This is a genomic window from Exiguobacterium sp. SH0S7 (assembly GCF_004337195.1).
In the GTDB taxonomy this organism is placed as follows: domain Bacteria; phylum Bacillota; class Bacilli; order Exiguobacteriales; family Exiguobacteriaceae; genus Exiguobacterium; species Exiguobacterium aurantiacum_A.
Genome location: NZ_SJVA01000001.1, coordinates 587982 through 611822, shown reverse-complemented (window position 1 = coordinate 611822; position 23841 = coordinate 587982). Strand labels below are relative to the sequence as shown.

At 51.9% G+C, this 23841-nt stretch carries 23 protein-coding genes and 1 tRNA gene; 21 read left to right on the top strand and 3 right to left on the bottom strand.

Features of this window, described 5'->3' with window-relative positions; all coding sequences use genetic code 11:
- The first annotated feature begins 44 nt into the window (after positions 1-44).
- From trxB to EVJ22_RS03075, 7 genes are all read left to right on the top strand, one after another.
- Positions 45-998, top strand: a complete 954-nt coding sequence (trxB, locus tag EVJ22_RS03105) for a thioredoxin-disulfide reductase (RefSeq protein WP_070328693.1) — start codon at positions 45-47, stop codon at positions 996-998.
- Positions 999-1122: 124 nt separating this feature from the next.
- Positions 1123-1995 (top strand): RNase adapter RapZ, encoded by an 873-nt coding sequence (gene rapZ / locus EVJ22_RS03100; RefSeq protein WP_131443168.1) that lies wholly within the window; start codon positions 1123-1125, stop codon positions 1993-1995.
- 1 nt (position 1996) lies between these two features.
- The gene (locus EVJ22_RS03095; protein WP_131443166.1) at positions 1997-2992 is read left to right on the top strand and encodes a gluconeogenesis factor YvcK family protein; all 996 of its coding nucleotides are present in this window, start codon (positions 1997-1999) and stop codon (positions 2990-2992) included.
- Positions 2993-3017: 25 nt separating this feature from the next.
- On the top strand, positions 3018-3971 hold the full coding sequence (whiA, locus tag EVJ22_RS03090; RefSeq protein WP_071397964.1) for a DNA-binding protein WhiA: 954 nt from the start codon (positions 3018-3020) through the stop codon (positions 3969-3971).
- An 86-nt stretch (positions 3972-4057) separates the two neighbouring features.
- The gene (locus EVJ22_RS03085; protein ID WP_016508644.1) at positions 4058-4294 is read left to right on the top strand and encodes a hypothetical protein; all 237 of its coding nucleotides are present in this window, start codon (positions 4058-4060) and stop codon (positions 4292-4294) included.
- A gap of 93 nt (positions 4295-4387) precedes the next feature.
- The gene (locus EVJ22_RS03080; protein ID WP_233589578.1) at positions 4388-4912 is read left to right on the top strand and encodes a DUF2179 domain-containing protein; all 525 of its coding nucleotides are present in this window, start codon (positions 4388-4390) and stop codon (positions 4910-4912) included.
- Positions 4913-4972: 60 nt separating this feature from the next.
- Positions 4973-5416 (top strand): hypothetical protein, encoded by a 444-nt coding sequence (locus tag EVJ22_RS03075; protein WP_071397962.1) that lies wholly within the window; start codon positions 4973-4975, stop codon positions 5414-5416.
- A 36-nt stretch (positions 5417-5452) separates the two neighbouring features.
- Here EVJ22_RS03075 and EVJ22_RS03070 read toward each other — a convergent pair whose 3' ends face one another.
- The 3 genes from EVJ22_RS03070 to EVJ22_RS03060 form a co-directional block, all read right to left on the bottom strand.
- On the bottom strand, positions 5453-7879 hold the full coding sequence (locus tag EVJ22_RS03070) for a putative bifunctional diguanylate cyclase/phosphodiesterase (RefSeq protein ID WP_158625490.1): 2427 nt from the start codon (positions 7877-7879) through the stop codon (positions 5453-5455).
- A 542-nt stretch (positions 7880-8421) separates the two neighbouring features.
- Positions 8422-9036: an ATP-dependent Clp endopeptidase proteolytic subunit ClpP gene (gene clpP / locus EVJ22_RS03065; protein ID WP_255569971.1), complete on the bottom strand. Its 615-nt coding sequence runs from the start codon at positions 9034-9036 to the stop codon at positions 8422-8424.
- 114 nt (positions 9037-9150) lie between these two features.
- A tRNA-Arg gene (locus EVJ22_RS03060) sits at positions 9151-9223 on the bottom strand.
- Between the two features lie 124 nt (positions 9224-9347).
- On the opposite strand from EVJ22_RS03060, the gene EVJ22_RS03055 reads away from it, so the two are divergent.
- From EVJ22_RS03055 to EVJ22_RS02990, 14 genes are all read left to right on the top strand, one after another.
- Positions 9348-10487, top strand: a complete 1140-nt coding sequence (locus EVJ22_RS03055) for an RNA polymerase factor sigma-54 (RefSeq protein WP_131443163.1) — start codon at positions 9348-9350, stop codon at positions 10485-10487.
- A 1-nt stretch (position 10488) separates the two neighbouring features.
- Complete coding sequence (locus EVJ22_RS03050; protein WP_131443161.1) at positions 10489-10746, top strand: glutaredoxin family protein; 258 nt, start codon at positions 10489-10491, stop codon at positions 10744-10746.
- Positions 10747-10858: 112 nt separating this feature from the next.
- Positions 10859-11884 (top strand): sugar-binding transcriptional regulator, encoded by a 1026-nt coding sequence (locus tag EVJ22_RS03045; protein WP_199749306.1) that lies wholly within the window; start codon positions 10859-10861, stop codon positions 11882-11884.
- Between the two features lie 60 nt (positions 11885-11944).
- Complete coding sequence (gap, locus tag EVJ22_RS03040) at positions 11945-12952, top strand: type I glyceraldehyde-3-phosphate dehydrogenase (protein ID WP_071397954.1); 1008 nt, start codon at positions 11945-11947, stop codon at positions 12950-12952.
- Positions 12953-13051: 99 nt separating this feature from the next.
- Positions 13052-14236 (top strand): phosphoglycerate kinase, encoded by a 1185-nt coding sequence (locus EVJ22_RS03035; RefSeq protein ID WP_071397953.1) that lies wholly within the window; start codon positions 13052-13054, stop codon positions 14234-14236.
- A gap of 18 nt (positions 14237-14254) precedes the next feature.
- On the top strand, positions 14255-15007 hold the full coding sequence (gene tpiA, locus EVJ22_RS03030; RefSeq protein ID WP_070328703.1) for a triose-phosphate isomerase: 753 nt from the start codon (positions 14255-14257) through the stop codon (positions 15005-15007).
- Entirely contained in the window at positions 15008-16546 is a 1539-nt protein-coding gene (gene gpmI, locus EVJ22_RS03025) for a 2,3-bisphosphoglycerate-independent phosphoglycerate mutase (protein WP_131443159.1), read from the top strand.
- Between the two features lie 31 nt (positions 16547-16577).
- Positions 16578-17879: a phosphopyruvate hydratase gene (gene eno, locus EVJ22_RS03020; RefSeq protein ID WP_070328705.1), complete on the top strand. Its 1302-nt coding sequence runs from the start codon at positions 16578-16580 to the stop codon at positions 17877-17879.
- Between the two features lie 424 nt (positions 17880-18303).
- Entirely contained in the window at positions 18304-19185 is an 882-nt protein-coding gene (galU, locus tag EVJ22_RS03015) for a UTP--glucose-1-phosphate uridylyltransferase GalU (protein WP_131443157.1), read from the top strand.
- A gap of 21 nt (positions 19186-19206) precedes the next feature.
- Positions 19207-20415 carry a glycosyltransferase family 4 protein gene (locus tag EVJ22_RS03010; RefSeq protein ID WP_071397960.1) on the top strand — a complete coding sequence of 403 codons (1209 nt, stop codon included), beginning with the start codon at positions 19207-19209 and terminating at the stop codon, positions 20413-20415.
- Positions 20412-21749 carry a glycosyltransferase gene (locus EVJ22_RS03005; protein ID WP_071397950.1) on the top strand — a complete coding sequence of 446 codons (1338 nt, stop codon included), beginning with the start codon at positions 20412-20414 and terminating at the stop codon, positions 21747-21749. The genes EVJ22_RS03010 and EVJ22_RS03005 overlap by 4 nt, the downstream gene beginning before the upstream one ends.
- Positions 21750-21804: 55 nt before the next feature.
- A complete protein-coding gene (locus tag EVJ22_RS03000; protein ID WP_233589577.1) occupies positions 21805-22692 on the top strand; it encodes a YitT family protein in 888 nt (295 codons plus the stop codon).
- A gap of 73 nt (positions 22693-22765) precedes the next feature.
- A complete protein-coding gene (gene secG, locus EVJ22_RS02995; RefSeq protein WP_012726902.1) occupies positions 22766-22990 on the top strand; it encodes a preprotein translocase subunit SecG in 225 nt (74 codons plus the stop codon).
- 102 nt (positions 22991-23092) lie between these two features.
- Complete coding sequence (locus EVJ22_RS02990) at positions 23093-23833, top strand: alpha/beta hydrolase (protein WP_131443155.1); 741 nt, start codon at positions 23093-23095, stop codon at positions 23831-23833.
- Positions 23834-23841: the final 8 nt, after the last annotated feature.

The window sequence follows — 23841 nt, the reverse complement described above, 5'->3', positions numbered from 1 at the left end:
TCTTATACTGAAGTCAATCAATTTCATGCAGAGGTGGAATCACTATGACAGAAGAAAAAATCTATGACGTCATTATCATCGGGGCCGGCCCAGCCGGAATGACGGCGGCACTTTACGCGTCGCGTGCCAATTTGTCGACACTTATGATCGAACGAGGCATCCCAGGTGGACAGATGGCGAACACGGAAGATATCGAAAACTATCCAGGTTACGACAGCATTCTCGGTCCTGACCTATCTCAAAAAATGTTTGACCACTCGAAAGCGTTCGGTGCGGAATACGCGTATGGCGATGTCCAAAGCATCTCGGACGAAACCGAATATAAAGTCGTCCACGCCCATAACCGTGACTACAAGGCACGCGCCATCATCCTTGCTTCAGGGGCGCAGTATAAAAAAATCGGCGTACCGGGCGAAGAAGAGCTCGGCGGTCGCGGTGTATCCTACTGTGCAGTCTGTGACGGTGCGTTCTTCAAAGGGAAAAACTTGTTCGTCATCGGCGGCGGCGACTCTGCTGTCGAAGAAGGCGTGTTCTTGACGCGCTTCGCGGACAAAGTGACGATCGTCCACCGTCGCGATGAGCTACGGGCGCAGAAGATCCTGCAAAAACGTGCGTTCGACAACCCGAAAGTCGACTTCATCTGGAACCATACGTTGAAAGAAATTGTGGAAGCAGACGGTAAAGTCGGCGGCGCCCGTCTCGTCAGCACGATCGACGGCACGGAGTCGGAGCATGAGATTGATGGCGTATTCATCTACATCGGTATGAACCCGATTACTGGATTCGTCAAAGATCTCGGCATCTTGAACGAGCAAGGCTACATCGTCACGAACGAAGCAATGGAGACGACGATCCCTGGGATCTTCGCCGCCGGAGACGTTCGCGACAAGACGCTCCGTCAAGTCGTCACAGCGACGAACGACGGGTCGATCGCCGCTCAAAACGCGCAACATTTCATCGAGGGTCTCCTCGAGAAATTACAAGAACAAAACGCGTGACCAAGGCAGAAGGGATTGCGGGCAACCGCAATCCCTTCTCTTTTTTTCGGGCGTTCGTTATACTGAGGATAGAAGAGAGCTGAACACACGGCTCGGTTGTCAAATTTAAGGGGGCGTCAGCGACATGGAAGACTTTAAAGGATTAGAAGAATTGATCATCATCAGCGGGATGAGTGGGGCTGGTAAATCGGTCGCAATGAATAGTTTTGAGGACCTCGGCTATTTTTGCGTCGATAACTTGCCGCCGGTTTTGTTGCCGCAGCTGATCGATGTCATCAGTTCGGTCCGTCCGAAGATCGCGGTCGCGATCGACACGCGCACGCCGGACTTCATCGATAGCTTGTTCATCGTCATCGATGATCTCGAACAAAAGAACGTGCACCCGCATCTGCTCTACCTCGACACACGGGACGAAGTGCTCGTCCGTCGTTATAAAGAGACGCGCCGGTCGCATCCGCTCGCCCCGGAAGATGCACCGCTCGTCGGCATCAAGATGGAGCGCTCGCTGCTCGAAGGGTTCCGTGACCGGGCCCACACGCTCTATGATACGAGCGACTTGAAGCCACAGATGCTCAAAGACCGGATCTTGCTCCAGTTCAACGAGGAGCGGATCCCGTTCACCGTCAACTTCATGTCGTTCGGCTTTAAACACGGCGTGCCGCTCGACATCGACTTGTTGTTCGACGTCCGCTTCATCACGAACCCGTTCTACATCCCGGAGCTCAGGCCGCTCACTGGGCAGACGGAAGAAGTTCAAAATTACGTCATGTCGCATCCTGAGGCGCGGGCGTTTTATAAAAAAGTGATCGATATGCTCGAGTTCCTGTTGCCGCAATATAAGCGGGAAGGGAAAGCACAAGTTGTCGTCGCTTTCGGTTGCACGGGCGGTAAGCACCGTTCGATCACGTTCGCTGAAAAAGTATCGGCCCATTTCGCCGAGCGCTACAACGTCAAGACCGTCCATCGCGACCTCGTCCACGCGACGAAGGAGAAGTAAGATGAGACGCGAGAGAAAAGTTGTCGCCATCGGTGGCGGGACGGGTCTATCGACGCTCGTCCGTGGTCTCAAGCATTATCCGCTCGCGATCACGGCGATTGTCACGGTCGGTGATGACGGCGGCAGCTCGGGACGGCTCCGCGACGAGTTCCACATGCTACCGCCCGGGGATATCCGTAACGTCATCTTGGCGTTATCTGAAGTCGAGCCGCTCATGGACCGCATCTTACAGTATCGGTTCGACAGCGGTTACGGGCTCGAGGGGCATTCGCTCGGCAACTTGATGTTGACGGCGGCGACACATATTTGTGAAGGATCGTTCGTCAAGGCGATCGACGTACTGTCGCAACTGTTGAACGCTCAAGGGAAGGTCTTGCCGGTCACGGAGACGCTCATGACGCTCGCCGCTGAATTTGAGGACGGGACGATCGTCAAAGGCGAATCAAAGATCCCGCTCGTCGGAAAAGCGATCAATCGCATGTTCTTGCTTGAAGAAGGCATCAAAGCAGCACCGGGTGTCGTCGAAGCGATTGAACAGGCAGATGTGATTGTCCTAGGTCCGGGAAGCCTGTATACGAGCATCATTCCGAACTTGTTGATCCCGGAAGTGCGCGACGCCATCGTCCGGGCCGGCGTCCCGATCGTCTATATTTGTAACGTCATGACGCAACCAGGTGAGACGCAAGGCTACGACGCGATGCGGCATTTGAAGTCGGTCGAGGCGTACCTCGGGAAGTCGACGGTCGATACGATCGTCGTCAACAACGAACCGATTGAAGATATTTATTTAGAGCGCTACCTCGAAGACGGATCGGAAGAAGTCCGGTTCGATCGGAAGAAGCTCCGCAACTATGGCACGAACGTGCTCGCCGGGGACATCGTCGACTATAACCGGGACTATATCCGTCACGATTCGGACGCGATTGCCGGGCTCGTCATGCAACGCGTGCTGCGGATCAAGAAACCACGCTCGTACCAGGAGCTTGAACTGAAATAGCAGCAATGGAAAGGAGGGGACCGAGATGAGCTTTGCCTCAGAGGTGAAAAAAGAACTGACGCAACTCGACGTCACCGATGCCGAGGCGAAAGCGGAATTGTCCGCGCTCGTCCGCATGAACGGTGTCATCTCGCTCGCTTTAGGACGGGGGATGACGCTTGACGTCTCGACCGAGAACGCCGCGATCGCGCGCCGCATCTACTCCCTCATGAAACGTCTATACGACCATCACTTGGATCTGTTCGTCCGCAAGAAAATGCGGTTGAAGAAGAACAACGTCTACATCGTCCGTGTCTCGCAACGTGCTGAGACGATGCTCCGTGACCTAGAGATCCTCGGGGAGAACTATGAGATGATCCGGACACTCAACTCGGATATGACGCGCAACCAGAACCTGGCCCGTGCTTACTTGCGTGGTGCGTTCCTCGCCGGAGGATCGATCAACCATCCGAAGACGTCGTCGTATCATCTAGAAGTGTACAGTCTGTATGAGAACCATAACCAGGCGCTCCGTGACCTCGCCAACCGCTTCGGCTTGAACGCAAAAACGCTCGAGCGGAAAAAAGGGCATATCCTATACATCAAAGAGAGCGAGAAGATCTCTGACTTCCTTAAACTGATCGGGGCGACGCGCGGCATGCTCGATTTTGAGGACGCCCGCATCATCAAAGACATGCGCAACTCGGTCAACCGGCTCGTCAACTGTGAGACGGCGAACTTGAACAAGACGGTCGGGGCGGCGCTCCGGCAAGTCGAGAATATCAAGTATCTCGAACGGACGGTCGGGCTTGAGATTTTACCGGTCAAGCTCCGTGAAATCGCCGAGCTTCGGGTCACCCATCAAGACGTGTCGCTTCAAGAACTCGGGGAGATGCTCGAGACGGGACCAATCTCGAAGTCGGGCATCAACCATCGTCTTCGCAAAATCGACCAGATTGCAGAGAAAGTTCGCGGCGGCGAAGAAATCGGGTCATCCTGACACCGGTTGCGCCAAAAGCATTCTTCCTATATAATTAGCAATTGTGTATAGGAATTTGAAATGTAAATTAAAGGAGCTTCAACATTATGTCGAATGCAAAGAAAAGACTTTCGCTCACGATTGACGCTGAGCTAGACCGGGTCATCACGGACCGGGCCAAAGAAATCGGGATCCCGAAAAGTGCGCTCGTGACATTCGCGACAAGCCTCTTCCTCAACCAGTTGCGTGCTGAAGAGATGTTATCGGGCGATACGAACGCGATTTACCAAGTTATCCGTAAAGACTATGAACTGCTCACGAGCGTTGATAATTTAAGCAAATGAGAAAAGGGCTGACCGCGGTCAGCCTTTTTTGGTTGCATCCATCACGGAAATTTGGAATAGTGGAGTTACTGAATTGGAATGGAGGTCGATCCTATGGGACAAGCGAGCCAACTCTTGCTCATTTTATTATTACAATTACTATTTGTACCGGTGCTCACGCTTCGGACGATCATGCTCGTCAAAGGGAAAACGGTGATTGCGGCCATGTTCGGGACGCTCGAGACGCTCATCTATATCTTCGCGCTCGGTATCGTCTTTCAAGATTTGACGACGCTCGGGATGATCGTGTATGCGGTCGGGTTCGGGCTCGGTATTCTTCTCGGCGGTTTCGTCGAGCGGAAACTTGCGATCGGCTACAACATGATCCAAGTCCACACGCAAGAGTTTCCGGCTGAGCTCATTCAAAAGATGCGCGATAGCGGTTACGGTGTGACGCACTATCAAGGCCAAGGCCGTGATGGAACGCGTTATCGTCTTGATGTCTTGGCGGCGCGGACGCGGATGAAAGAATTGCGCCAACTGGTCGAGGAGTATGAACCGAAGGCGTTCCTCGTCGCGTTCGACCCGGTCGATTTCAAAGGTGGATATATGTTGAAAGGGCTGCGACGCCCGAAATGAACGGAAGGCTCACGAAAGTGGGTCTTTTTTTGTGGAGTGGGGAATAGACAGGAAAAGGAGATGAGTGAGTTGAAGCGAAAAGGGCGATGGGTGTTGGTGATCGGGTTACTGGTAGTCGGGGGAGGATTGCTCGCGATGTCCTTTTGGAAAGCAGAATCGTCGCTGCGCCCGCCACTGCCGACGGTCCGGGTCGGTTCCGTTACCGCCGAAGTGAGACAGTCGACGTTTTGTTGGTCCGATCAGGGACAAGGGGTATGTGAAGACCACGGGTTACCGGGAGCGGACGACCTGCAGCTCGTCCCGGTCAAACCGGGTGCTGAAATCGACGTGACGTTCCACGCCGAACCATCAAACTTTTCATTCAATCAGATTGTCGACGGGGAACTTGTCCCGTCCGAGCAAGCCGTTCCCGATGAACCGGGCGTCTATTTGTTCGAGATGGGCGGGGACTGGGCACAAGGCGACAGCCGTTACGTGTTCGGCGTCGAGGTGGAGGAACAGTAAAAGAAGACGCATCGAAAAAATGCGTCTTCTTCAGATTTATAGAAATTGTTGGATACGGCCCGTGTCCCAAATCTGTTTGGGAGTAAGCCGTAGCGCTTCCTGTAATGCTGTTTCAATCGTGTCATCATGTTTATAGACGACGTCATAACAGTATAGACCATTTAATAGCTCGGTCCGATTTGTGATCGTCACCAATACGGCCGCATCATGATTAGATAACTGGATGGAAAATTGTAAAAAATCATCAGGTGGTAAATAGAGTTTCGTGTAAAGTGCTAACAGTCCAGACGAGCGTTGAGAGACGAGCACCGGAGCTTCACCAAGATTAACAGCGAGTGATTTTATTTTCGAAAATGTCATTCGGGCTGGGATGAGCGCGTCCCGTTCTTTTAACGGCAGTACTTCTGTCGGCAATAAATACTTCTGTTGTAGCAAGGCGATAAATGCTTGGTCTGAGACGGGCCGGCTGAATAAAAAGCCTTGGATGATACTGACGCCATGGTCGCGTAACCAGGCGAGGTCATCGAAGTGTTCGACCCCTTCGACAACCACTTTCATGCCAAATTCTTTTGCGATGAACATGAGGCTTCGAACGATTGCTTGCGATTTGACGTTTTGATGAATTCCATGCGCGAAGACGCGGTCGATTTTAATCGTCTGGACGTTGTAATCTTGAACGTAGGCCAGAGAAGAGTAGCCTTTTCCAAAGTCATCGAACGAGATACTTAAACCGTACGCATTCAAAGCATTAAACACGCTTTTCATTCGTGACCGGTTATCGAGCAAGGTTGACTCGGGTATCTCAATCTCAAGACAGTCAGCTGTCAGCTGCCATTTTTTTAATGAATTATGGATGACGCATAAATAGTCATCCCGATAAAAGTATTGTACCGGCACATTGATTGACACTGGAAGTTTCATCGATAAAGTACTTAAGAACGTGCAGACTTCTTCAATTAAAAAATCCGTCACTTCAACGTATAAATTACTTCGCTCGATCAAAGGGATAAACTCGGCTGGAGAGATTGCCCCCCAAGTCGGATGTGTCCAGCGCATTAATGCTTCCGCACCAAGGATCTCTCCGGTCCATGCATCGACTTTCGGTTGATAGACGACATAAAATTCACGGTTTTTGATAGCGGACCGTAAATCATTGGTCAATTCATAACGTCGAATGGACGGTAAGTCAACTTTTGAAGAATATAGCTCGATGTGAGGTCCACCTTGCTGAAATGCGTGGTTCGTGACATGGACGGTATGCTTGATCAAATCGTTTGCCGTCTCACCATCATGAGGATAACGGCAAACACCGACCGATACAGTCGTGAAAATCTCATAGTTACCGATTGAGAAAAGATGTTCCGACAAGTTTGTCACACGTTTGCCGAATCGTCTCGCTTCTTCATCCGTCCAAGACTGAGGGATGACGATACAGTTCATATCTTCGCTGATTTGAGCAAGCATGGCTTGTTCAGGGACGAGTTTTTGAAGTGTGGCGGTTGTGACGGCACGCCACTCGTCTGCCATCTCGAAACCAAGTGTCTGCTTTACTTCTGTATGGTGATTAAAAGACACACCGATCATCGTAATCGGTCGCTTGTTTGTTAAGAGTTCATTTAGATACTCTGTCAGTGTTTCACGGTTGGAGGCACCGGTGACGGGGTCATAAGTTCGCAACTCTGTGATTTGTTCTTCTTGATCATGGAGGCGAGTGATGTTTTTTAACAGAGCCCGGTATGCTACGACTTGCCGATGCTTATCAAACAGCGGTTCCCGACGTTCTTCAACCCACTTTATTTCACCTTGTACATAAACGCGGTAGACGTATGTCGCAGCCATTCCTGCAAGTGTCTCTTCACGAGAGGCGATGATCATGTCGACATCGTCTGGATGGAGCAACTCTTTCCAAAACTGAACGTCTAATTCGGGTTGTCCTGAATCGTAACCCATCATTTTAAATAAACCGGGAGTTATATAACGGAACGATTCCGTTAAAAAGTCGTATTCCATTAATGCAGCTTCCACGAAATGACTGAGTTGTTCTATTTTAGCTTGTTCATCAGGGTGTCGTCCTGTTCGATCGATCACGGCACAAGTCAATATCTTTCGGTTGGAAGATAGATGGCTACGTACTAAGAATGAACGATATTGTCCTTCTTTCAAATGAAAGATGCGCACCATCGATTCGCGTGTATATGTCTCTGGGTCGATCATCAGCTTTCCTAACTCTTCTAAGTATGTATTCAAGTCATCTGGATGCAAAAGTTGCTTAAAAAGTAGGGGACTGTAGTCGTTAGAGCAATCATCAGCTAATCCAAACATGGAATCGAGTGATCCGAACGTGCTGAATTGATTATCGCTTAAATTGAACTCGAACAAAGCGAGTCCTTCGATTCCGCTGACTACACGACGATGTGAATCAAAGCGAAGACGTTCGTCTTGGAGCTGTATGGTAGAGCTCATGTCCTTTACGACACCGATGACCACTTCCTCTGACGTATTAAAAGGTACAGCCAAGTTTGTAATGGATAAGTGATGAATTCTGTCGTCGTTTATTCTCGATACTTCATATGTCACAGACTCACCCTCGTATGCTTGTTGGTGAGATGTCATCACTTTTCTTATGACATCTTCATCCGGCCAATGATTGAGATCGAAAAAATGGTCTGACCCAGACCCATACATCGATTCGAATTCAGGATTGATGTAACACACATCGAGTTTAGGGGTGGCAATGTAGATCAGTTCTGGGGATTGTTCCATATATTGAATCAGATGTGTCCAATCCCGATGTTCCCCTGGTATTTGATTGCACCTAAAATTTAAAAAATTCTTCAAAATAGACCTCCTCTATTTGGTATTAAAATCCTTTCTAAAGATTCTTTATTCATTATAGAACGGGTGCTTGTTAAATAGGGTCAATACATGGGGAGGTTACACACTGCCGAATCAGCACAAAAAAAGCACACGTACTGAGTACGTGTGCTTACTGTGAGTCAAAATGATTAACGTGTCATGACTTTGTCGATGAGACCGTAGTTGCTAGCCTCTTCAGCTGACATGAAGTAGTCACGCTCTGTGTCGCGCTCGATGACTTCAAGCGGCTGTCCTGTGTTGTCGGCCATGATTTGGTTCAACTTCTCACGCATCTTGATGATCCGTTCGGCGTGGATTTTAATGTCCGACGCTTGACCTTGTGTTCCGCCGAGCGGTTGGTGAATCATGATCTCCGCGTTTGGAAGCGCGAAGCGTTTGCCTTTTTCACCGGCTTGGAGCAAGAAGGCACCCATCGATGCGGCCATTCCGATACAGATTGTCGATACGTTCGGCTTGATGAAGTTCATCGTGTCGTAGATCGCCATTCCAGAAGTGATCGAGCCACCCGGGCTGTTGATGTAGAGTGAGATGTCCTTATCTGGGTCCTCAGCTGCAAGGAAAAGAAGCTGGGCGACGATCGAGTTGGCGACGTTGTCGTCGATCGCGCTTCCGAGAAGGATGATCCGGTCTTTAAGCAAGCGTGAGTAAATGTCGTACGCGCGTTCCCCGCGACCTGTTTGTTCGATAACTGTTGGAATTAACATTGAATTTGCCTCCTTGTATGTATCGTGTAAACCTATCATAACCGCTATAGTCAATGTTGGTCAAACGATAGTCTTTGTTTCTCACATATTCCACCGTTCGATCAATTATAAACGACAAAAGAGGCCAGGCATCTGCCTGACCTCTTGATTTGATACACCCGGAGAGATTTGAACTCCCGACACCTGGCACCGGAAACCAGTGCTCTATCCCCTGAGCTACGGGTGCATGTTCTCTGACACGATTTATTATACAATTGTTTTTTTGAAAAAGCAATCCTGTTATCACGTCTTTTTTTGTGAGCGCGTTTGGCGACCATTCGTTACAATTAGAAGTGAGAGGGGTGTGACCGATGCAACGGCAAGAACAGCAACAACTGCAGAAGCTTCAGCTGACACAAGACATGGTCCGGCGTCTGCCGGTTCTTGAGGCGGACCGGGTCGCGCTCGAGTGGCAGCTCGCCCGGTTGGCTAAACGAAACGCGCACGTCACAACGGGCGGTACGGTCGAATGGATCGCGGACGCGGCGGGCGGTTTTGAAGCACGGCTATTTGAACAGATTGACGAAGGAAGCGGGACCGAGGCCCAAAAACAGCTTCAAAAACAACTCGTCATGGCGCTCGACCATCGTGGACTACTGCCGGAGACCGATGCCGTCCTCGCGAAGCGATTCGGTGCCGAGATGACGGACGTCGATCTGGCCCGGCGCGCACTGTTATTTTTAGAGCCGACCGGGATCGGTGCGGCTTCAGAACATGACTGCCAATACCGTCACGCGATCGAGCATGACGATCCACACGTGCTCGACGTGTTCGAGGCGCTTGACGCAAAGGTCGAGCATATAGCGGACAAGCTCGGGATGACGACCGACGAATACGAGCGGATCAGCCGGATCGTCGCCACGCTCCCGAGGACACCGATATTATATGAAGAAACCGAGCATATTCTGCCCGAACTCGAGGTCGTCGTTCAAGACGGGGAACTCATCACGACGTGGTTCAGCCCTATGATTGCCTTAGACGTCGGTTCGGACCGGGAGGCGAAGTGGTGGCAAGAGACGCTCGCGATGCGCGCAGAAACGCTCCGCTCCGTGTGGGCCGTCATCGAGCGACGCCAGGCGGACTGGCTCCGCGGCCAACTCGTCCTGCATCCGCTCACACGAAAAGAAGTCGCCATCGAGATCGGCAAGCATGAGTCGACGGTCGGCCGCGCGATTCAAGGCAAGTACGCCAAGACCGCGGGCGGCGTGATGGAGTGGCGTCACTTCTTCGTCCGTGCCACGTACCACGGCCAAGCCCCGTTCATGATTAAACGGGCGCTCGCCGAGCTGATCCAACAAGAGACGGCGCCTTTGAGCGACCAAGCGCTCACCGAGGAGCTGGCCCGGATCGGCTACACGGTGACGCGGCGGACGGTCGCGAATTATCGTGAGGCGCTAGGTTTTGGCAACTCGCGGGAGCGGGAAAGACAGTTATGGAAAGGGGGGACGTGACATGGTACTGACGTTATATCGCCGGGAGAACTGCTCGCTCTGCGAGGAGGCGCTCGTCATGCTCGAATGGCTACAGGAAGATTATCCGTTCGAGCTCGAGCAAATCGACATCACGGGCAATGCGTTGCTCGAAGAAAAATATTTATTTGAGATTCCCGTCGTTGTACATGAAGGAACCCTTATCAGTCAAGGGCGATACGATGATGAGAAAGTTGAAGAATTTGTTAAGTATACGCTTACATCGAAAAAAAACGTTTGAAGGGGTTGCCAGACGGTAAGGTGATTGGTAAGATGAACTCGTAGCGGTGGGACGTAAAAATAAAAGTGGGACATTTTTTGTCCATACTTTAAGTCGAGGGGGAATGAGCATGATCCAGCAACTGATTCAAGTTCAGAAGCAAATCGTCCCTGACCTGCTCGACACGCTCCGACATCGTTATGACATCTTACATTATGTCCGGCTCATGCAGCCAATCGGCCGCCGGACGTTGGCTACAAGCCTCGGGCTGACGGAACGAATCTTAAGACGAGAAGTCGACTTTTTGAAAGACCAAGGTCTTCTCACAGTCGCGACCCAAGGGATCTCACTTACAGAATCGGGCCGAAACGTTCTCAGAGACTTGCACGAGGTCATGGGAGAAATCCTAGGGATTTCACAAGTCGCACGAGTTCTCGAGCAAAAACTAGGCGTTCGCCAAGTCGTCATCGTACCGGGAGATTCGGACGAGACGTTCTGGGTCCAGCGAGATATCGGTCGGGCCGCCGTCACGCAACTAAAAGCGCGACTGGCACCTGACGACAATATCATCGCGGTCACAGGCGGGACGACGATGGCATCGGTTGCGGCAATGATGTCGCCCGATAAAAAAGAACGACCGATGCATTTCGTGCCGGCACGCGGCGGACTCGGCGAAACGCTCGAGTTACAGGCGAACACCGTCTGTTCTCGAATGGCGGACCGGGCCCACGCCGACTATCATTTACTCCACATCCCAGATGAGGTTTCACAAAAGACGTTTGAACGGATGGTGGAGGAACCAAGCATAAAAAATGTGCTGGAAATGATTAGAGCGGCTCGAATAGTGGTACATGGAATTGGTGAGGCCGAAACGATGGCAAAACGTCGTCACGCCACACCGGAGCATTTGCGGATGATCGAACGGCACGAAGCCGTCGCCGAAGCGTTCGGATATTATTTCAACGCAGAAGGCGAAATCGTTCATCGGGTCAAGACGGTCGGCATCCAATTAGAGGAGCTCGACGACATGGACACCGTCATCGCCGTCGCCGGAGGAAAGTCGAAGGCACAAGCGATTGCCGCATATGCGAAACATAGGCCGAACATCATCCTCGTCACAGACGAAGGTGCGGCCACAGAATTATTAAATCGTTATTAAAGAGTTGACCCCCGTTGGCTCTTCTAATAAATAGCTTCTACCCTAAGGAGGAAATTAACTATGGCAGTAAAAGTTGGTATTAACGGATTTGGACGTATTGGTCGCTTGGCATTCCGCGAGATCATCAAGAACGAAGGAGTCGAAGTTGTTGCAATCAACGACTTGACTGACACGAAGATGCTTGCTCACCTTCTCAAATATGACACGACACAAGGTCGTTTCGACGGAGAAGTTGAAGTACACGACGGTCATTTCCTCGTAAACGGCGAGAAAGTCGTTACACTTGCTAACCGTAACCCAGAAGAACTTCCATGGGGCGAGCTCGGTGTTGACATCGTCCTCGAATGTACTGGATTCTTCACAGACAAAGAAAAAGCGGAGCTTCATTTGAAAGCTGGCGCGAAAAAAGTTGTGATCTCGGCTCCGGCTACAGGTGACATGAAGACAGTCGTTTACAACACGAACCACGAAATCCTTGACGGTTCTGAGACAGTAATCTCTGGTGCTTCTTGTACAACAAACTGCTTGGCGCCAATGGCGAAAGTTCTCCAAGATCAGTTCGGAATCATCGAAGGTCTCATGACAACAATCCACGCTTACACTGGCGACCAAAACACGCTCGACGCTCCACACCCTAAAGGTGACTTCCGTCGTGCACGTGCGGCAGCAGCGAACATCGTACCGAACACAACTGGTGCGGCTAAAGCGATCGGCCTTGTTATCCCAGCACTTCAAGGTAAACTTGATGGCGCAGCACAACGTGTACCAGTTGCAACTGGTTCATTGACTGAGCTCGTAACAGTTCTCGAGAAAACAGTTTCTGTTGACGAAATCAACGCAGCAATGAAAAAAGCAGCGAACGAGTCATTCGGTTACACTGAAGACGAAATCGTATCTTCTGACATCGTCGGAATCACTTACGGTTCACTCTTCGATGCGACACAAACGAAAGTCATGACAGTCGGCGACAAGCAACTTGTTAAAACAGTTGCATGGTACGACAACGAAATGTCATACACTGCACAATTGGTTCGCACACTCAAGCACTTTGCTGAAATCGCGAAGTAAGTTCGTGAACTAAATAGAACCAAATAGGAGCGGAAACAAGAGATTGTTCTCCGCTCTATTTATGAAATTGACACGCACGACATATGGAGGCGAAGGTTTATGAACAAACAGTCTATTCGTGACATCGATGTAAAAGGGAAGCGCGTCTTTTGCCGCGTTGACTTCAACGTTCCACTTAAAGATGGCGTCATTCAAGATGAAACGCGGATCCAAGCAGCTATTCCGACGATCAAGCATTTGATCGACGGCGGCGCGAAAGTCATTTTGGCGAGCCACCTCGGCCGTCCAGGCGGCGAGAAGAACGAAAAATACTCGCTCGCACCGGTTGCAAAACGTCTAGGTGAACTTCTCGGCAAAGACGTACCGCTCGCTGAAGAAGCGTACGGTCCAGTTGCAGAAGAAGCGGTTTCAAAACTTGGTGAAGGTGACGTCGTCGTTCTCGAAAACGTCCGTTTCTACCCTGGTGAAACGAAAAATGATCCAGAACTCGCTAAAGGCTTTGCGGCGCTCGCTGACGTCTTCGTCAACGACGCGTTCGGTGCGGCTCACCGTGCCCATGCCTCGACGGAAGGGATCGCGCAAAACGTCGACACGGCGGTTGCTGGTTTATTGATGGAGAAAGAACTTGAAGTGCTCGGCAAGGCACTCTCGAACCCGGATCGCCCGTTCACGGCTATCATCGGTGGTTCGAAAGTTGCTGACAAGATCGGGGTCATCGATCACCTTCTTGACATCGTTGACACGCTCATCATCGGTGGCGGACTCTCGTACACGTTCTCGAAAGCACTCGGGCACGAAGTCGGAACGTCACTCCTTGAAGAAGACAAGCTCGACCTCGCTCGTGAGTTCATGAAAAAAGCAGAAGACAAAGGCGTGAAGTTCTTGTTGCCGGTCGACTGTGTGATTGCGAAAGAATTCGGCGAAGAAACTTACGTCGGACCAGTCGATATCGACTCGATCCCTGCGGATCACATGGGTCTCGACATCGGACCGAAGACGGTCGAAATTTACGCGGAAGCGATTCGCGAATCGAAACTTGTCGTTTGGAACGGACCGATGGGCGTATTCGAACTCGATAAATACGCTAACGGAACGAAAGGTGTCGCTCAAGCACTCGCAGACAGCGACGCGTATTCAATCATCGGTGGTGGCGACTCAGCCGCGGCAGCAGCCAAATTCGGCCTCGCTGACAAGATGAGTCACATCTCAACTGGTGGCGGCGCTTCACTCGAATTCATGGAAGGCAAGAAACTTCCAGGCGTCGAAGCGTTGAACGACAAGTAAAACTGAGGAGGATTATCGATGCGTAAACCGATTATTGCAGGTAACTGGAAAATGAATAAAACACTCTCGGAAGCGGTCGCTTTCGTAGAGGAAGTTAAAAACAATATCCCGTCAACGGACAAAGTTGACGCGGCGATTGGTGCACCAGCAGTATTCTTGGCCCCAATGGTAGAAGCGGCTAAAGGATCGAACTTAAAGCTTAGTGCGCAAAACATGTACGACAAAGACAGCGGGGCATACACAGGTGAAACGAGCCCGGCGATGATCGCCAACCTCGGCGTCACTTACGTCATCCTTGGACACTCGGAGCGCCGTGAGTACTTCGGCGAGTCAGATGCGTTCATCAACAGCAAAACGAAAAAAGCGTTCGAACACGGTCTTACGCCAATCGTTTGTGTCGGTGAAACACTTGACGAGCGCGAAGGCGGCAAGTTCGAAGAAGTCATCAAGACGCAAGTCGAAGGTGGCCTCGCCGATCTTTCAGCTGACCAAGTCAAACAACTCGTCATCGCGTACGAGCCAGTTTGGGCAATCGGTACTGGCAAATCAGCGGACGAAGCAGACGCGCAAAGCTCATGCAAATACGTTCGCGACGTTGTAAAAGGCCTTTACGGTGAAGACGTGGCGGCTGCGGTTCGCATCCAATACGGCGGTTCAGTCAAACCTGAGAACATCAAGGAGTATATGGCTCAAGAAGACATCGACGGCGCACTCGTCGGCGGTGCTTCACTCGAAGCTGCTTCGTTCCTCAAGTTGTTGGAGGCGATTTAAATGGCAAGACCTGTCGCCCTTATCATCTTAGATGGTTTCGGTATGCGGAACGAAACGTTCGGTAATGCGGTCGCTGCGGCGAACAAACCGAACTTCGACCGTTTCTGGGAGCAGTATCCACACACGCTTTTAAACGCGCAAGGTGAGTACGTCGGTCTTCCGGAAGGTCAGATGGGCAACTCGGAAGTCGGTCACTTAAATATCGGTGCCGGCCGAGTCGTCTATCAGTCACTTTCACGCGTCAACAACTCCATCAAAGACCGGTCGCTCTTCGACCGTCAAGCAATGAACCATTTGGCTGGACATGTGAAGAAGTATGATTCAAGTCTCCACATCATGGGACTCGTCTCAGACGGCGGGATTCACTCGCACATTCAACATATGTTCGCCATCGTCGAGTTCGCGAAACTCCACGGCATTGAAAAAGTATTCATTCACGCTTTCACGGACGGCCGTGACTGTGATCCGAAATCAGGTGCAAGCTTCCTCGAACAGACGGAAGCGAAGCTCGCTGAACTCGGTGTCGGTCAAGTCGCTAGTGTGTCTGGACGTTACTATGCCATGGACCGCGACAACCGTTGGGAACGCGTCGTAAAAGTTTACGACGTCCTCGTCAACGCAAAAGGCGAAGTCGGAACGAATGCGGTCGACGTGCTTAAGCAATCGTACGCAGACGGTTTGACAGATGAGTTCGTCTTGCCGACGGTCATCGAGAAAGACGGTCAACCGGTCGCGACAATCAAAGACAACGACGCGATCATGTTCTTCAACTTCCGTCCGGACCGGGCGATCGAACTCGCGAAAGTGTTCAAAGAGAAGACAGGCTTCAAAGGGTTCGAGCTCTCGAGCGCGCATCCGGAGAACGTCTTGCTCGTCTCGATGACGAAATTCTCGGATGAGATCGATACGGATATCGTCTTCCCGCCGGAAGATTTGAAAAACACGCTCGGCGAAACGCTCGCCGCGCAAGGGTACAAACAGCTCCGCGCCGCGGAAACTGAGAAATACCCGCACGTCACGTTCTTCTTGAACGGACAACAAGAAACACCGTTCGAAGGTGAAGATCGCTTCCTCGTCCCGTCGCCGAAAGTAGCGACGTACGACTTGAAACCGGAAATGAGCGCATACGAGCTCACAGAAGGTCTTCTCGAGCGCATCGAATCAGACACGTACGACGCGTACATCATCAACTACGCGAACCCGGACATGGTCGGCCATTCCGGTATGCTCGAACCAACGAAAAAAGCGGTCGAAGTCGTCGACGAATGCCTCGGTAAAGTAGTGGACGCACTACTCGCCAAAGGCGGCGCGGCGATTATCACGGCGGACCACGGGAACGCTGACCTCGTCACGAACCCGGACGGCTCACCGATGACGGCCCATACGACAGAACCTGTACCATGTATCGTCACGAAGCCAGGCGTTGAACTGAAACCAGTTATGAAAGGTTCGCTTTGCGACCTCGCGCCGACGCTCTTACACCTCCTCGGAGGAGAGCAACCGGCTGAAATGACCGGTACGTCAATCGTTACGAAGTAACTAATTTTCCAAACAAAAAGGAGCGATTTTTATGTCAATGATCACAGAAATTTACGCACGCGAAATTTTGGATTCACGCGGTAACCCAACAATCGAAGTAGAAGTATTCACAGAAGACGGCGGCTTCGGTCGTGCCCTCGTCCCATCAGGCGCATCAACTGGTGAGCACGAAGCAGTAGAGCTTCGCGATGGCGACAAGTCACGTTACCTTGGTAAAGGTGTACTCAAAGCCGTTGCTAACGTAAACGACACAATCGCACCTGAACTCATCGGCTACGATGTCTTCGACCAAAACGCACTCGATGCGAAAATGATCGAGCTCGACGGTACGAAAAACAAAGGTAAACTCGGCGCAAACGCGATCCTCGGTGTCTCAATGGCAGCAGCACACGCGGCAGCAGACGAGCTCGGCCTTCCACTTTACACGTACCTCGGTGGATTCAACGCGAAGACGCTTCCAACTCCAATGATGAACATCATCAACGGTGGTTCGCACGCTGACAATAACGTTGACTTCCAAGAGTTCATGATCATGCCTGTAGGCGCGCCAACGTTCCGTGAAGCGCTCCGCATGGGTGCAGAAGTATTCCACGCCCTCAAATCAGTTCTTTCTGGTATGGGTCTTAACACAGCTGTCGGTGACGAAGGTGGTTTCGCACCAAACCTTAAGTCGAACGAAGAAGCGATCACAGTTATCCTTGAAGCGATCGAAAAAGCTGGTTACAAAGCTGGCGAAGACATCTACCTCGCAATGGACGTTGCATCGTCTGAGTTCTACGACAAGTCGACTGGCAAGTACGAACTCGCTGGCGAAGGCAAGTCAATGACAACTGCTGAGCTCGTAGACTTCTACGCTGAGCTCGTTGACAAGTACCCAATCATCTCAATCGAAGACGGTTGCGACGAAAACGACTGGGATGGCTTCAAATTGCTCACTGACAAAATCGGTCACAAAGTTCAGCTCGTTGGGGATGACCTCTTCGTAACGAACACTGAGAAACTTGCTGAAGGTATCGAAAAAGGCATCTCGAACTCGATCCTCATCAAAGTTAACCAAATCGGTACGCTCACAGAAACATTCGACGCGATCGAAATGGCTAAAAAAGCTGGCTACACAGCAGTTATCTCGCACCGTTCTGGTGAAACAGAAGATGCGACAATCGCTGATATCGCAGTTGCGACAAACGCTGGTCAAATCAAAACAGGTTCACTTTCACGTACAGACCGTATCGCGAAGTACAACCAACTTCTCCGCATCGAAGACATGCTCGGCGATGTAGCGAAATACGACGGCATCAAGTCGTTCTACAACCTCAAAAACCTCAAAAAATAATTGATTGATTGTTTCAGGTCCGCCTTATGGCGGGCCTGTTTTTGTTGTCGACACTTCATCCGACGGTGGGACGCTTTCCTGGGGTGATGCGGATGCCTCCGCATCGCCTTCACGCTTTACGGGGTCATCCTTGCATCACTCTCCCCAAGGAGTCGCCCACCGTCTGATTCCGTTGACGTCAACTCGGACCGATTATTCAAGCGTTGGATGCGAGTGACAACGAGACGAATCTATGCTCTAAGTGACACCGTCCGAGCAGCACTGCTAGATTGCCTGCAGACAACAGCGGTGGCGCCGGGTGGCTTGTACACACGTATTGGACGATCGGAAATGGTTGTGACGCATGTCACGACCGTTTTGAACGTGCGTGAAAGTCGGATTTTTGGGTATAATCATCTACATAATGATAAAAGGGGATAGGTCCATGAAACGTGTACGTAAAGCCATCATCCCAGCCGCCGGACTCGGCACGCGCTTCTTGCCGGCGACGAAGGCGATGCCAAAAGAGATGCTCCCGATCGTCAACAAGCCGACGATCCAGTTCATCGTCGAGGAGGCGGTCGCCTCAGGCATCGAGGACATCATCATCGTGACCGGGAAGAACAAACGTGCCATCGAGGACCATTTCGACCGGGCCATCGAGCTCGAGCAAAACCTCGAATCGAAAGGGAAGACCGAGCTGCTCGAGTCGGTCCGCCACTCGTCAAACCTCGCCAACATTCACTACATACGCCAACAGGAGCCGAAAGGACTAGGCCACGCGATTTGGTGTGCCCGCAAGTTCATCGGCGACGAACCGTTCGCCGTCCTCTTAGGCGATGATATTATCGAGGCGGAAGTACCGGCGACACGCCAGCTCATCGAGCAGTACGAGGCGCATGAACGCTCGATCATCGGCGTCCAGCGTGTCCCGTATGAAATGACGAATCGATATGGTATAATTGACCCGCTTGCCGTCGAAGGGAAGCTCATCCCGGTGCGGACGTTCGTTGAGAAACCGCCCGCCGGGGAAGCGCCCTCGAACCTCGCCATCCTCGGCCGCTACATTTTGACGCCTGACGTCTTTGAGGCGTTATCGGCCCAAGAAATCGGTACCGGGGGCGAGATCCAATTGACGGACGCCATCGCGCGCTTGAACGAGGCGCAGACGGTGTTCGCCTACGAATTTGACGGACGTCGCTTTGACGTCGGGGAACCGATCGGCTTTATCGAGGCGACGATTGCCTATGCGTTATGCGACCCAGATTTAAAAACCAACGTCCATCAGCTCTTGAAACGGTTCGTGGACGAACTCGAACAACAGTAAGGTGTGTTATTTTTGAAAACAATGTTAATGGTGTGTCAAAACTATTATCCGGAGATCGGCAGCGCCGGCAACCGGATGCAAAATATTACGCATCTCATGAAAGAACGCGGCTACGAGGTTGAGGTCATCACGGCCGCGCCGTCGTATCCGAACTTCAACTTGTATAAAGACGACCGGTTCTGGAACGACACGGAGCTGAACAACCAGCCGTTCATCAAGCGACTCATCACGAAAAAGCGGAAGCATACGTCGAACATGTTGAGCCGGCTCGCCTTGTTCCTCGAACAGATGATCAAAGGTGTCGCCGCCGTCAGAGCACTCGATACGAAACCGGATGTCGTCTTCGCGACGACCCCGTCTTTTTTTATGGCGTTCGTCGGGGTGTATGCGAAGCGAAAACATGGCGTCCCGTTCGTACTCGACGTCCGTGACCTGTGGCCGGAGTCGGTCAAAGGTGTCGGTGTGTTCAAGTACGACTGGATGCTCACGCCCGCGTTTTGGTTTGAGAAGCGGCTCTACAAGTCGGCCGATGCGATCATCATCAACTCGGAAGGCTTCCGCAGCTATCTTCGTCAGCGCGGTGTCGACAACGGCATGATCCACTATATGCCGAACTCGATCCGTGTGAGCGAGCGCAACTTGGAGCGGACCGTTCCCGAAGACGACCGGATGGAGATTTTATACGCCGGCAACATGGGGCTTGCCCAAGACGTGTCGCTGTTGCTTGAACTCGCGGAGCGTTTCCGCGACGAGCCACGCGTCCACTTCAAGCTGATCGGCTACGGTTACCGGAAGAACGAATTGAAAGCAACGATTAAAGCCCGCGGATTCAAGAACTTCCTCTTCCTCGAGGCGATGCCACGGACGGAGGCGTTCCAAGCGATCAAAAATGCCGACGTCGCGTTCGTCAGCTTGATCGACCAAGACGTGTTCGACACGGTCATCCCGGGTAAATTAATCGATTATATGGCGGTCGGTAAACCGATCGTCGCTGCGGTGTCAGGCCATGCGGCGAATGTCATCGAAGCGGCGGAAGTCGGCTACGTGTCACGGAAGCGTGACATCGACGAGATTGAACAGTCACTCCGGACATTGCTTGATCGTCCGGACCTGCGCGATAAGTTCGGGGCGAACGGCATCCGTTACGTGAAAGACAACCTGTGCTGGGAAAACAATATACACGTCCTCGATGACGTGATCGACAAGTTAATGATGGAGGAACAACGATGAAGGTATGTATGTTTGTTTGGAACCACTTTACGAATGACGCCCGTGTCCTTCGCGAATGCTCGGCGCTCGCCGAGGCGGGGTACGAGGTCGATTTGATCGCCTTGCAAGACCCTAAAAACAAAGAGCTTCCGGCCGAAGAGATGCGCCCCGAAGGTTTCCGTGTCATCCGTGTGAAACGTCAGCCGTCGATTCTCGTCAACGGGATGAAGGCGTTGAAATCAGTCCGGACGTGGGTGTCTAAGAAGAAGACGCGCCAACTCGGGGCTGGACTTGTCGGGGCGGGATTAGTCATCCTCGCGCCACTGACGATGCTCGGTCTCGGCGCGGCAGCGGGTGCGATTTTGCTCCCGCCGGTCCGTAAAAACATCGTCAACGCGAGCGCGATGCTCGAGATGGTGTTCGCCTCGACGAAGAAGTCTTACGACTTCTATCACGCGAACGACTTGAACACGCTCCCGCAGGCGTTGATCGCCGGCAAACTCGTCAATAAAGGCAAGATCGTCTACGACTCGCATGAGGTCCAGACCGACCGGACCGGTTACGGCTACATTCAAAGTAACCTCGAAGGCTGGTTGTTGCCATACGTCGACTCGATGATGGTCGAGAACCATACGCGCGCGGCGCATAACGAAGAGTTGTACGGTTTCTATCCGTACGTGCTCCATAACTATCCGTTCTACCGCCCGCTCGACTTCTCGCTCCGGAAAGACTTGCACGCCTTGCTCGACTTGCCGAAAGACGAAAAGATCTTGCTCTATCAAGGCGGCGTCCAAGCGGGACGCGGTCTCGAACAACTCGTCCTGGCGGCGAAAGACTTCAAAGAAGGCACGCTCGTCATGATCGGCGACGGGAAATTGAAGCCGGTCATCAAACAGATGATCGAGGACGAAGGCGTCAGCGACCGCGTCAAGATGATTGATAAAGTACCGGTCGAGGCGTTACCGTACTACACGATGAACGCATATCTCGGTTTCCAAGTGTTGAACAACGTCTGCTTCAACCACTACTCGGCGTCATCGAACAAATTGTTCGAATACTTGATGGCCGAAGTGCCGGTCGTGTCGTGTGACTTCCCTGAGATCGAACGTGTCGTCGCCGGCAACGACGTCGGTGTCGTCGTCGACTCGCATGACCCGAAATCGATTGCGGAAGGCGTCAACCGCCTGCTCGAAGATCAAGAACTTTACGCCCGTGTCAAAGAGAACACGAAGACGGCGCGTGAGAAATATAACTGGGATTTGGAAAAAGAGGCACTCTTGAACGTCTACGAAAACGTCGCAGACCGCAAGTTGCCGATTATGAAAGACGGTGCGCCAAAGCCAGTACAACATTAAGACTGCGGCTTTTGCCGCGGTCTTTTTTATATGTAAAATGGAAAGGGGATTTTTTATGAAACGTCAGCAACAACATCTTTTACGTCAACAAGTTTGGCAAAAACTTCAATCGATCTCATTGAAAGACATCGCCTGGATCATCGCCGGGTCGTTCATCCTCGCCTTCGGGGTCAACTATTTCACCGTCCCGAACGACTTCTCTGAAGGTGGCCTGCTCGGGGTCACGATCATCTTGTATTACGTGTTCGGTTGGGATCTCGGCTTCACGTCGATCATCGGGAACGGTCTATTGTTTATCGTCGGCTATAAGCTGCTCGATCGCAGAACGATGATCTATTCCGTCGTCGCCGTCGTCTCGACGTCGCTCTTCCTGAGCTTGACCCATAACTGGGGCAGCCCGGCCGAGGATAAACTGCTCGCGGCGGTTTATGCCGGGATTTTGATCGGTGTCGGCATCGGGATGGTGCTCCGTGTCGGTGGGACGACCGGGGGCGGTGTCATCATCGCCCGGCTCATGGAACGCTATCTGCACTTGAGCGTCGCCGTGTCGATGTTCATCATCGATGCGATCGTCGTCGGGGCGTCGGGCTTCTTCCTCGGGGAACAAGTCGTGCTCTATACGCTCATCGCCATCATCATCGGCTCGTGGGTCATCGACCTCGTCGCCGAAGGGTTGAACATCCGGAAAGCCGTCACGATCATCAGCGACAAGCACGAAGAGCTCGCTGCCGTCTTGACGGAGACGCTCGGCCGCTCGGCGACGATCATCCATGGTCACGGCCATTATTCGAAGCAAGATAAGAACATGTTGTACATGATCGTCGACAAGCGCCAAGTCGGTCCCCTCAAGAAAATCGTCGAAGTGACCGACCCGCGTGCGTTCGTCGTCATCCACCAAGTGAAAGAAGTGATCGGGGAAGGGTTCAGCTACCCGTCCCGATAATTTGAAAGCTGGCGTTTTCATCACAACTTCTATATAATAAGAGGCGTGTAAAAAGAAGGAGGAACTGACTATTATGCAAACGATCGCTACAATCAGCCTGCTCGTCGTGGCTGTTTTATTGATTGTCGTCGTACTGCTCATGTCAGGTCGGTCGCAAGGTCTTGGGGCGATTGCAGGTGGCGCGGAGCAGTTGTTCGGCCGCCAGAAAGCACGCGGCTTTGACGCTGTTTTGAACCGAACTGCAGCTGTACTAGGCACATTGTTTTTCATTTTAGGATTACTAGTCGCATCACTATGATGAAAGGCTGATCGTTCTCGGTTTTTACGTGAGGCGGTCAGCTTTTGTTTTTTTGCATTATTTTTTGGGAATAATGGAATGTATGAGGAGTTGACTTGGACGATGAAAGTGAGTGCACCGAAACCGTTCTTCTTCGAAGGCGGACCACGTGCCGTGTTAATGTTACATGGCTTTACAGGATCGAGCGCGGACGTCCGCATGCTCGGTCGTTTCCTACAAAAAGAAGGCTACACGTGCATGGGACCCCAGTACCGGGGACATGGCGTCCCACCAGAAGAGTTGCTCGAATTTGGACCGAACGACTGGTGGCAGGACGTCCAAGACGCCTACCAAGCGTTGAAAGACAAAGGTTACGCCGAGATTGCCGTCTGCGGCCTATCGCTCGGTGGCGTCATGTCGCTCCGTCTCGCTTCAGAAGCGAGCGTCAAAGGTGTCGTGCCGATGTGCGCACCGACTGAAATCGATGCCGAGGACCGATTGTATAAAGGAGTCCAGGCGTACGCCCGAGAATATAAATCAAGGGAAGACAAATCGACCGAACAAATCGAACGGGAGATGGCGGACTTCAAACCGATGCCGACACTCACCGATTTACGTGCGTTCGTCGAGGAGACGACGTCTCGGCTCGAAGATATCTTCGTACCGGCGCTCGTCATCCAAGGAGCGAAAGACCGCATGGTCGATCCTCAATCTGCACACGAGATCTACGAGGCGATCAACGCGTTCCAAAAAGAACTGCTCATGTACGAGCATTCGGGACACGTGATCACCCTCGACAAAGAAAAAGAGAAACTGCACCAGGACGTGCTCGATTTTCTCGAAACGTTAGACTGGTCAGTGTGAAAAAGGAG

Bases quoted from the DNA above. Each gene is read 5' to 3' on its own strand.
- EVJ22_RS03075 (WP_071397962.1), top strand. From the start codon at position 4,973: ATGAGTGAGTTGAAGCGAAAAGGGCGATGGGTGTTGGTGATCGGGTTA.
- EVJ22_RS03055 (WP_131443163.1), top strand. From the start codon at position 9,348: ATGCAACGGCAAGAACAGCAACAACTGCAGAAGCTTCAGCTGACACAA.
- whiA (WP_071397964.1), top strand. From the start codon at position 3,018: ATGAGCTTTGCCTCAGAGGTGAAAAAAGAACTGACGCAACTCGACGTC.
- trxB (WP_070328693.1), top strand. From the start codon at position 45: ATGACAGAAGAAAAAATCTATGACGTCATTATCATCGGGGCCGGCCCA.
- EVJ22_RS03070 (WP_158625490.1), bottom strand. From the start codon at position 7,879: ATGAGCTCTACCATACAGCTCCAAGACGAACGTCTTCGCTTTGATTCA.
- clpP (WP_255569971.1), bottom strand. From the start codon at position 9,036: ATGATAGGTTTACACGATACATACAAGGAGGCAAATTCAATGTTAATT.
- gpmI (WP_131443159.1), top strand. From the start codon at position 15,008: ATGGCAAGACCTGTCGCCCTTATCATCTTAGATGGTTTCGGTATGCGG.
- EVJ22_RS02990 (WP_131443155.1), top strand. From the start codon at position 23,093: ATGAAAGTGAGTGCACCGAAACCGTTCTTCTTCGAAGGCGGACCACGT.
- EVJ22_RS03010 (WP_071397960.1), top strand. From the start codon at position 19,207: ATGTTAATGGTGTGTCAAAACTATTATCCGGAGATCGGCAGCGCCGGC.
- gap (WP_071397954.1), top strand. From the start codon at position 11,945: ATGGCAGTAAAAGTTGGTATTAACGGATTTGGACGTATTGGTCGCTTG.
- EVJ22_RS03050 (WP_131443161.1), top strand. From the start codon at position 10,489: ATGGTACTGACGTTATATCGCCGGGAGAACTGCTCGCTCTGCGAGGAG.
- rapZ (WP_131443168.1), top strand. From the start codon at position 1,123: ATGGAAGACTTTAAAGGATTAGAAGAATTGATCATCATCAGCGGGATG.
- EVJ22_RS03095 (WP_131443166.1), top strand. From the start codon at position 1,997: ATGAGACGCGAGAGAAAAGTTGTCGCCATCGGTGGCGGGACGGGTCTA.
- EVJ22_RS03085 (WP_016508644.1), top strand. From the start codon at position 4,058: ATGTCGAATGCAAAGAAAAGACTTTCGCTCACGATTGACGCTGAGCTA.
- EVJ22_RS03000 (WP_233589577.1), top strand. From the start codon at position 21,805: ATGAAACGTCAGCAACAACATCTTTTACGTCAACAAGTTTGGCAAAAA.
- EVJ22_RS03035 (WP_071397953.1), top strand. From the start codon at position 13,052: ATGAACAAACAGTCTATTCGTGACATCGATGTAAAAGGGAAGCGCGTC.
- galU (WP_131443157.1), top strand. From the start codon at position 18,304: ATGAAACGTGTACGTAAAGCCATCATCCCAGCCGCCGGACTCGGCACG.
- tpiA (WP_070328703.1), top strand. From the start codon at position 14,255: ATGCGTAAACCGATTATTGCAGGTAACTGGAAAATGAATAAAACACTC.
- secG (WP_012726902.1), top strand. From the start codon at position 22,766: ATGCAAACGATCGCTACAATCAGCCTGCTCGTCGTGGCTGTTTTATTG.
- EVJ22_RS03005 (WP_071397950.1), top strand. From the start codon at position 20,412: ATGAAGGTATGTATGTTTGTTTGGAACCACTTTACGAATGACGCCCGT.
- EVJ22_RS03080 (WP_233589578.1), top strand. From the start codon at position 4,388: ATGGGACAAGCGAGCCAACTCTTGCTCATTTTATTATTACAATTACTA.
- eno (WP_070328705.1), top strand. From the start codon at position 16,578: ATGTCAATGATCACAGAAATTTACGCACGCGAAATTTTGGATTCACGC.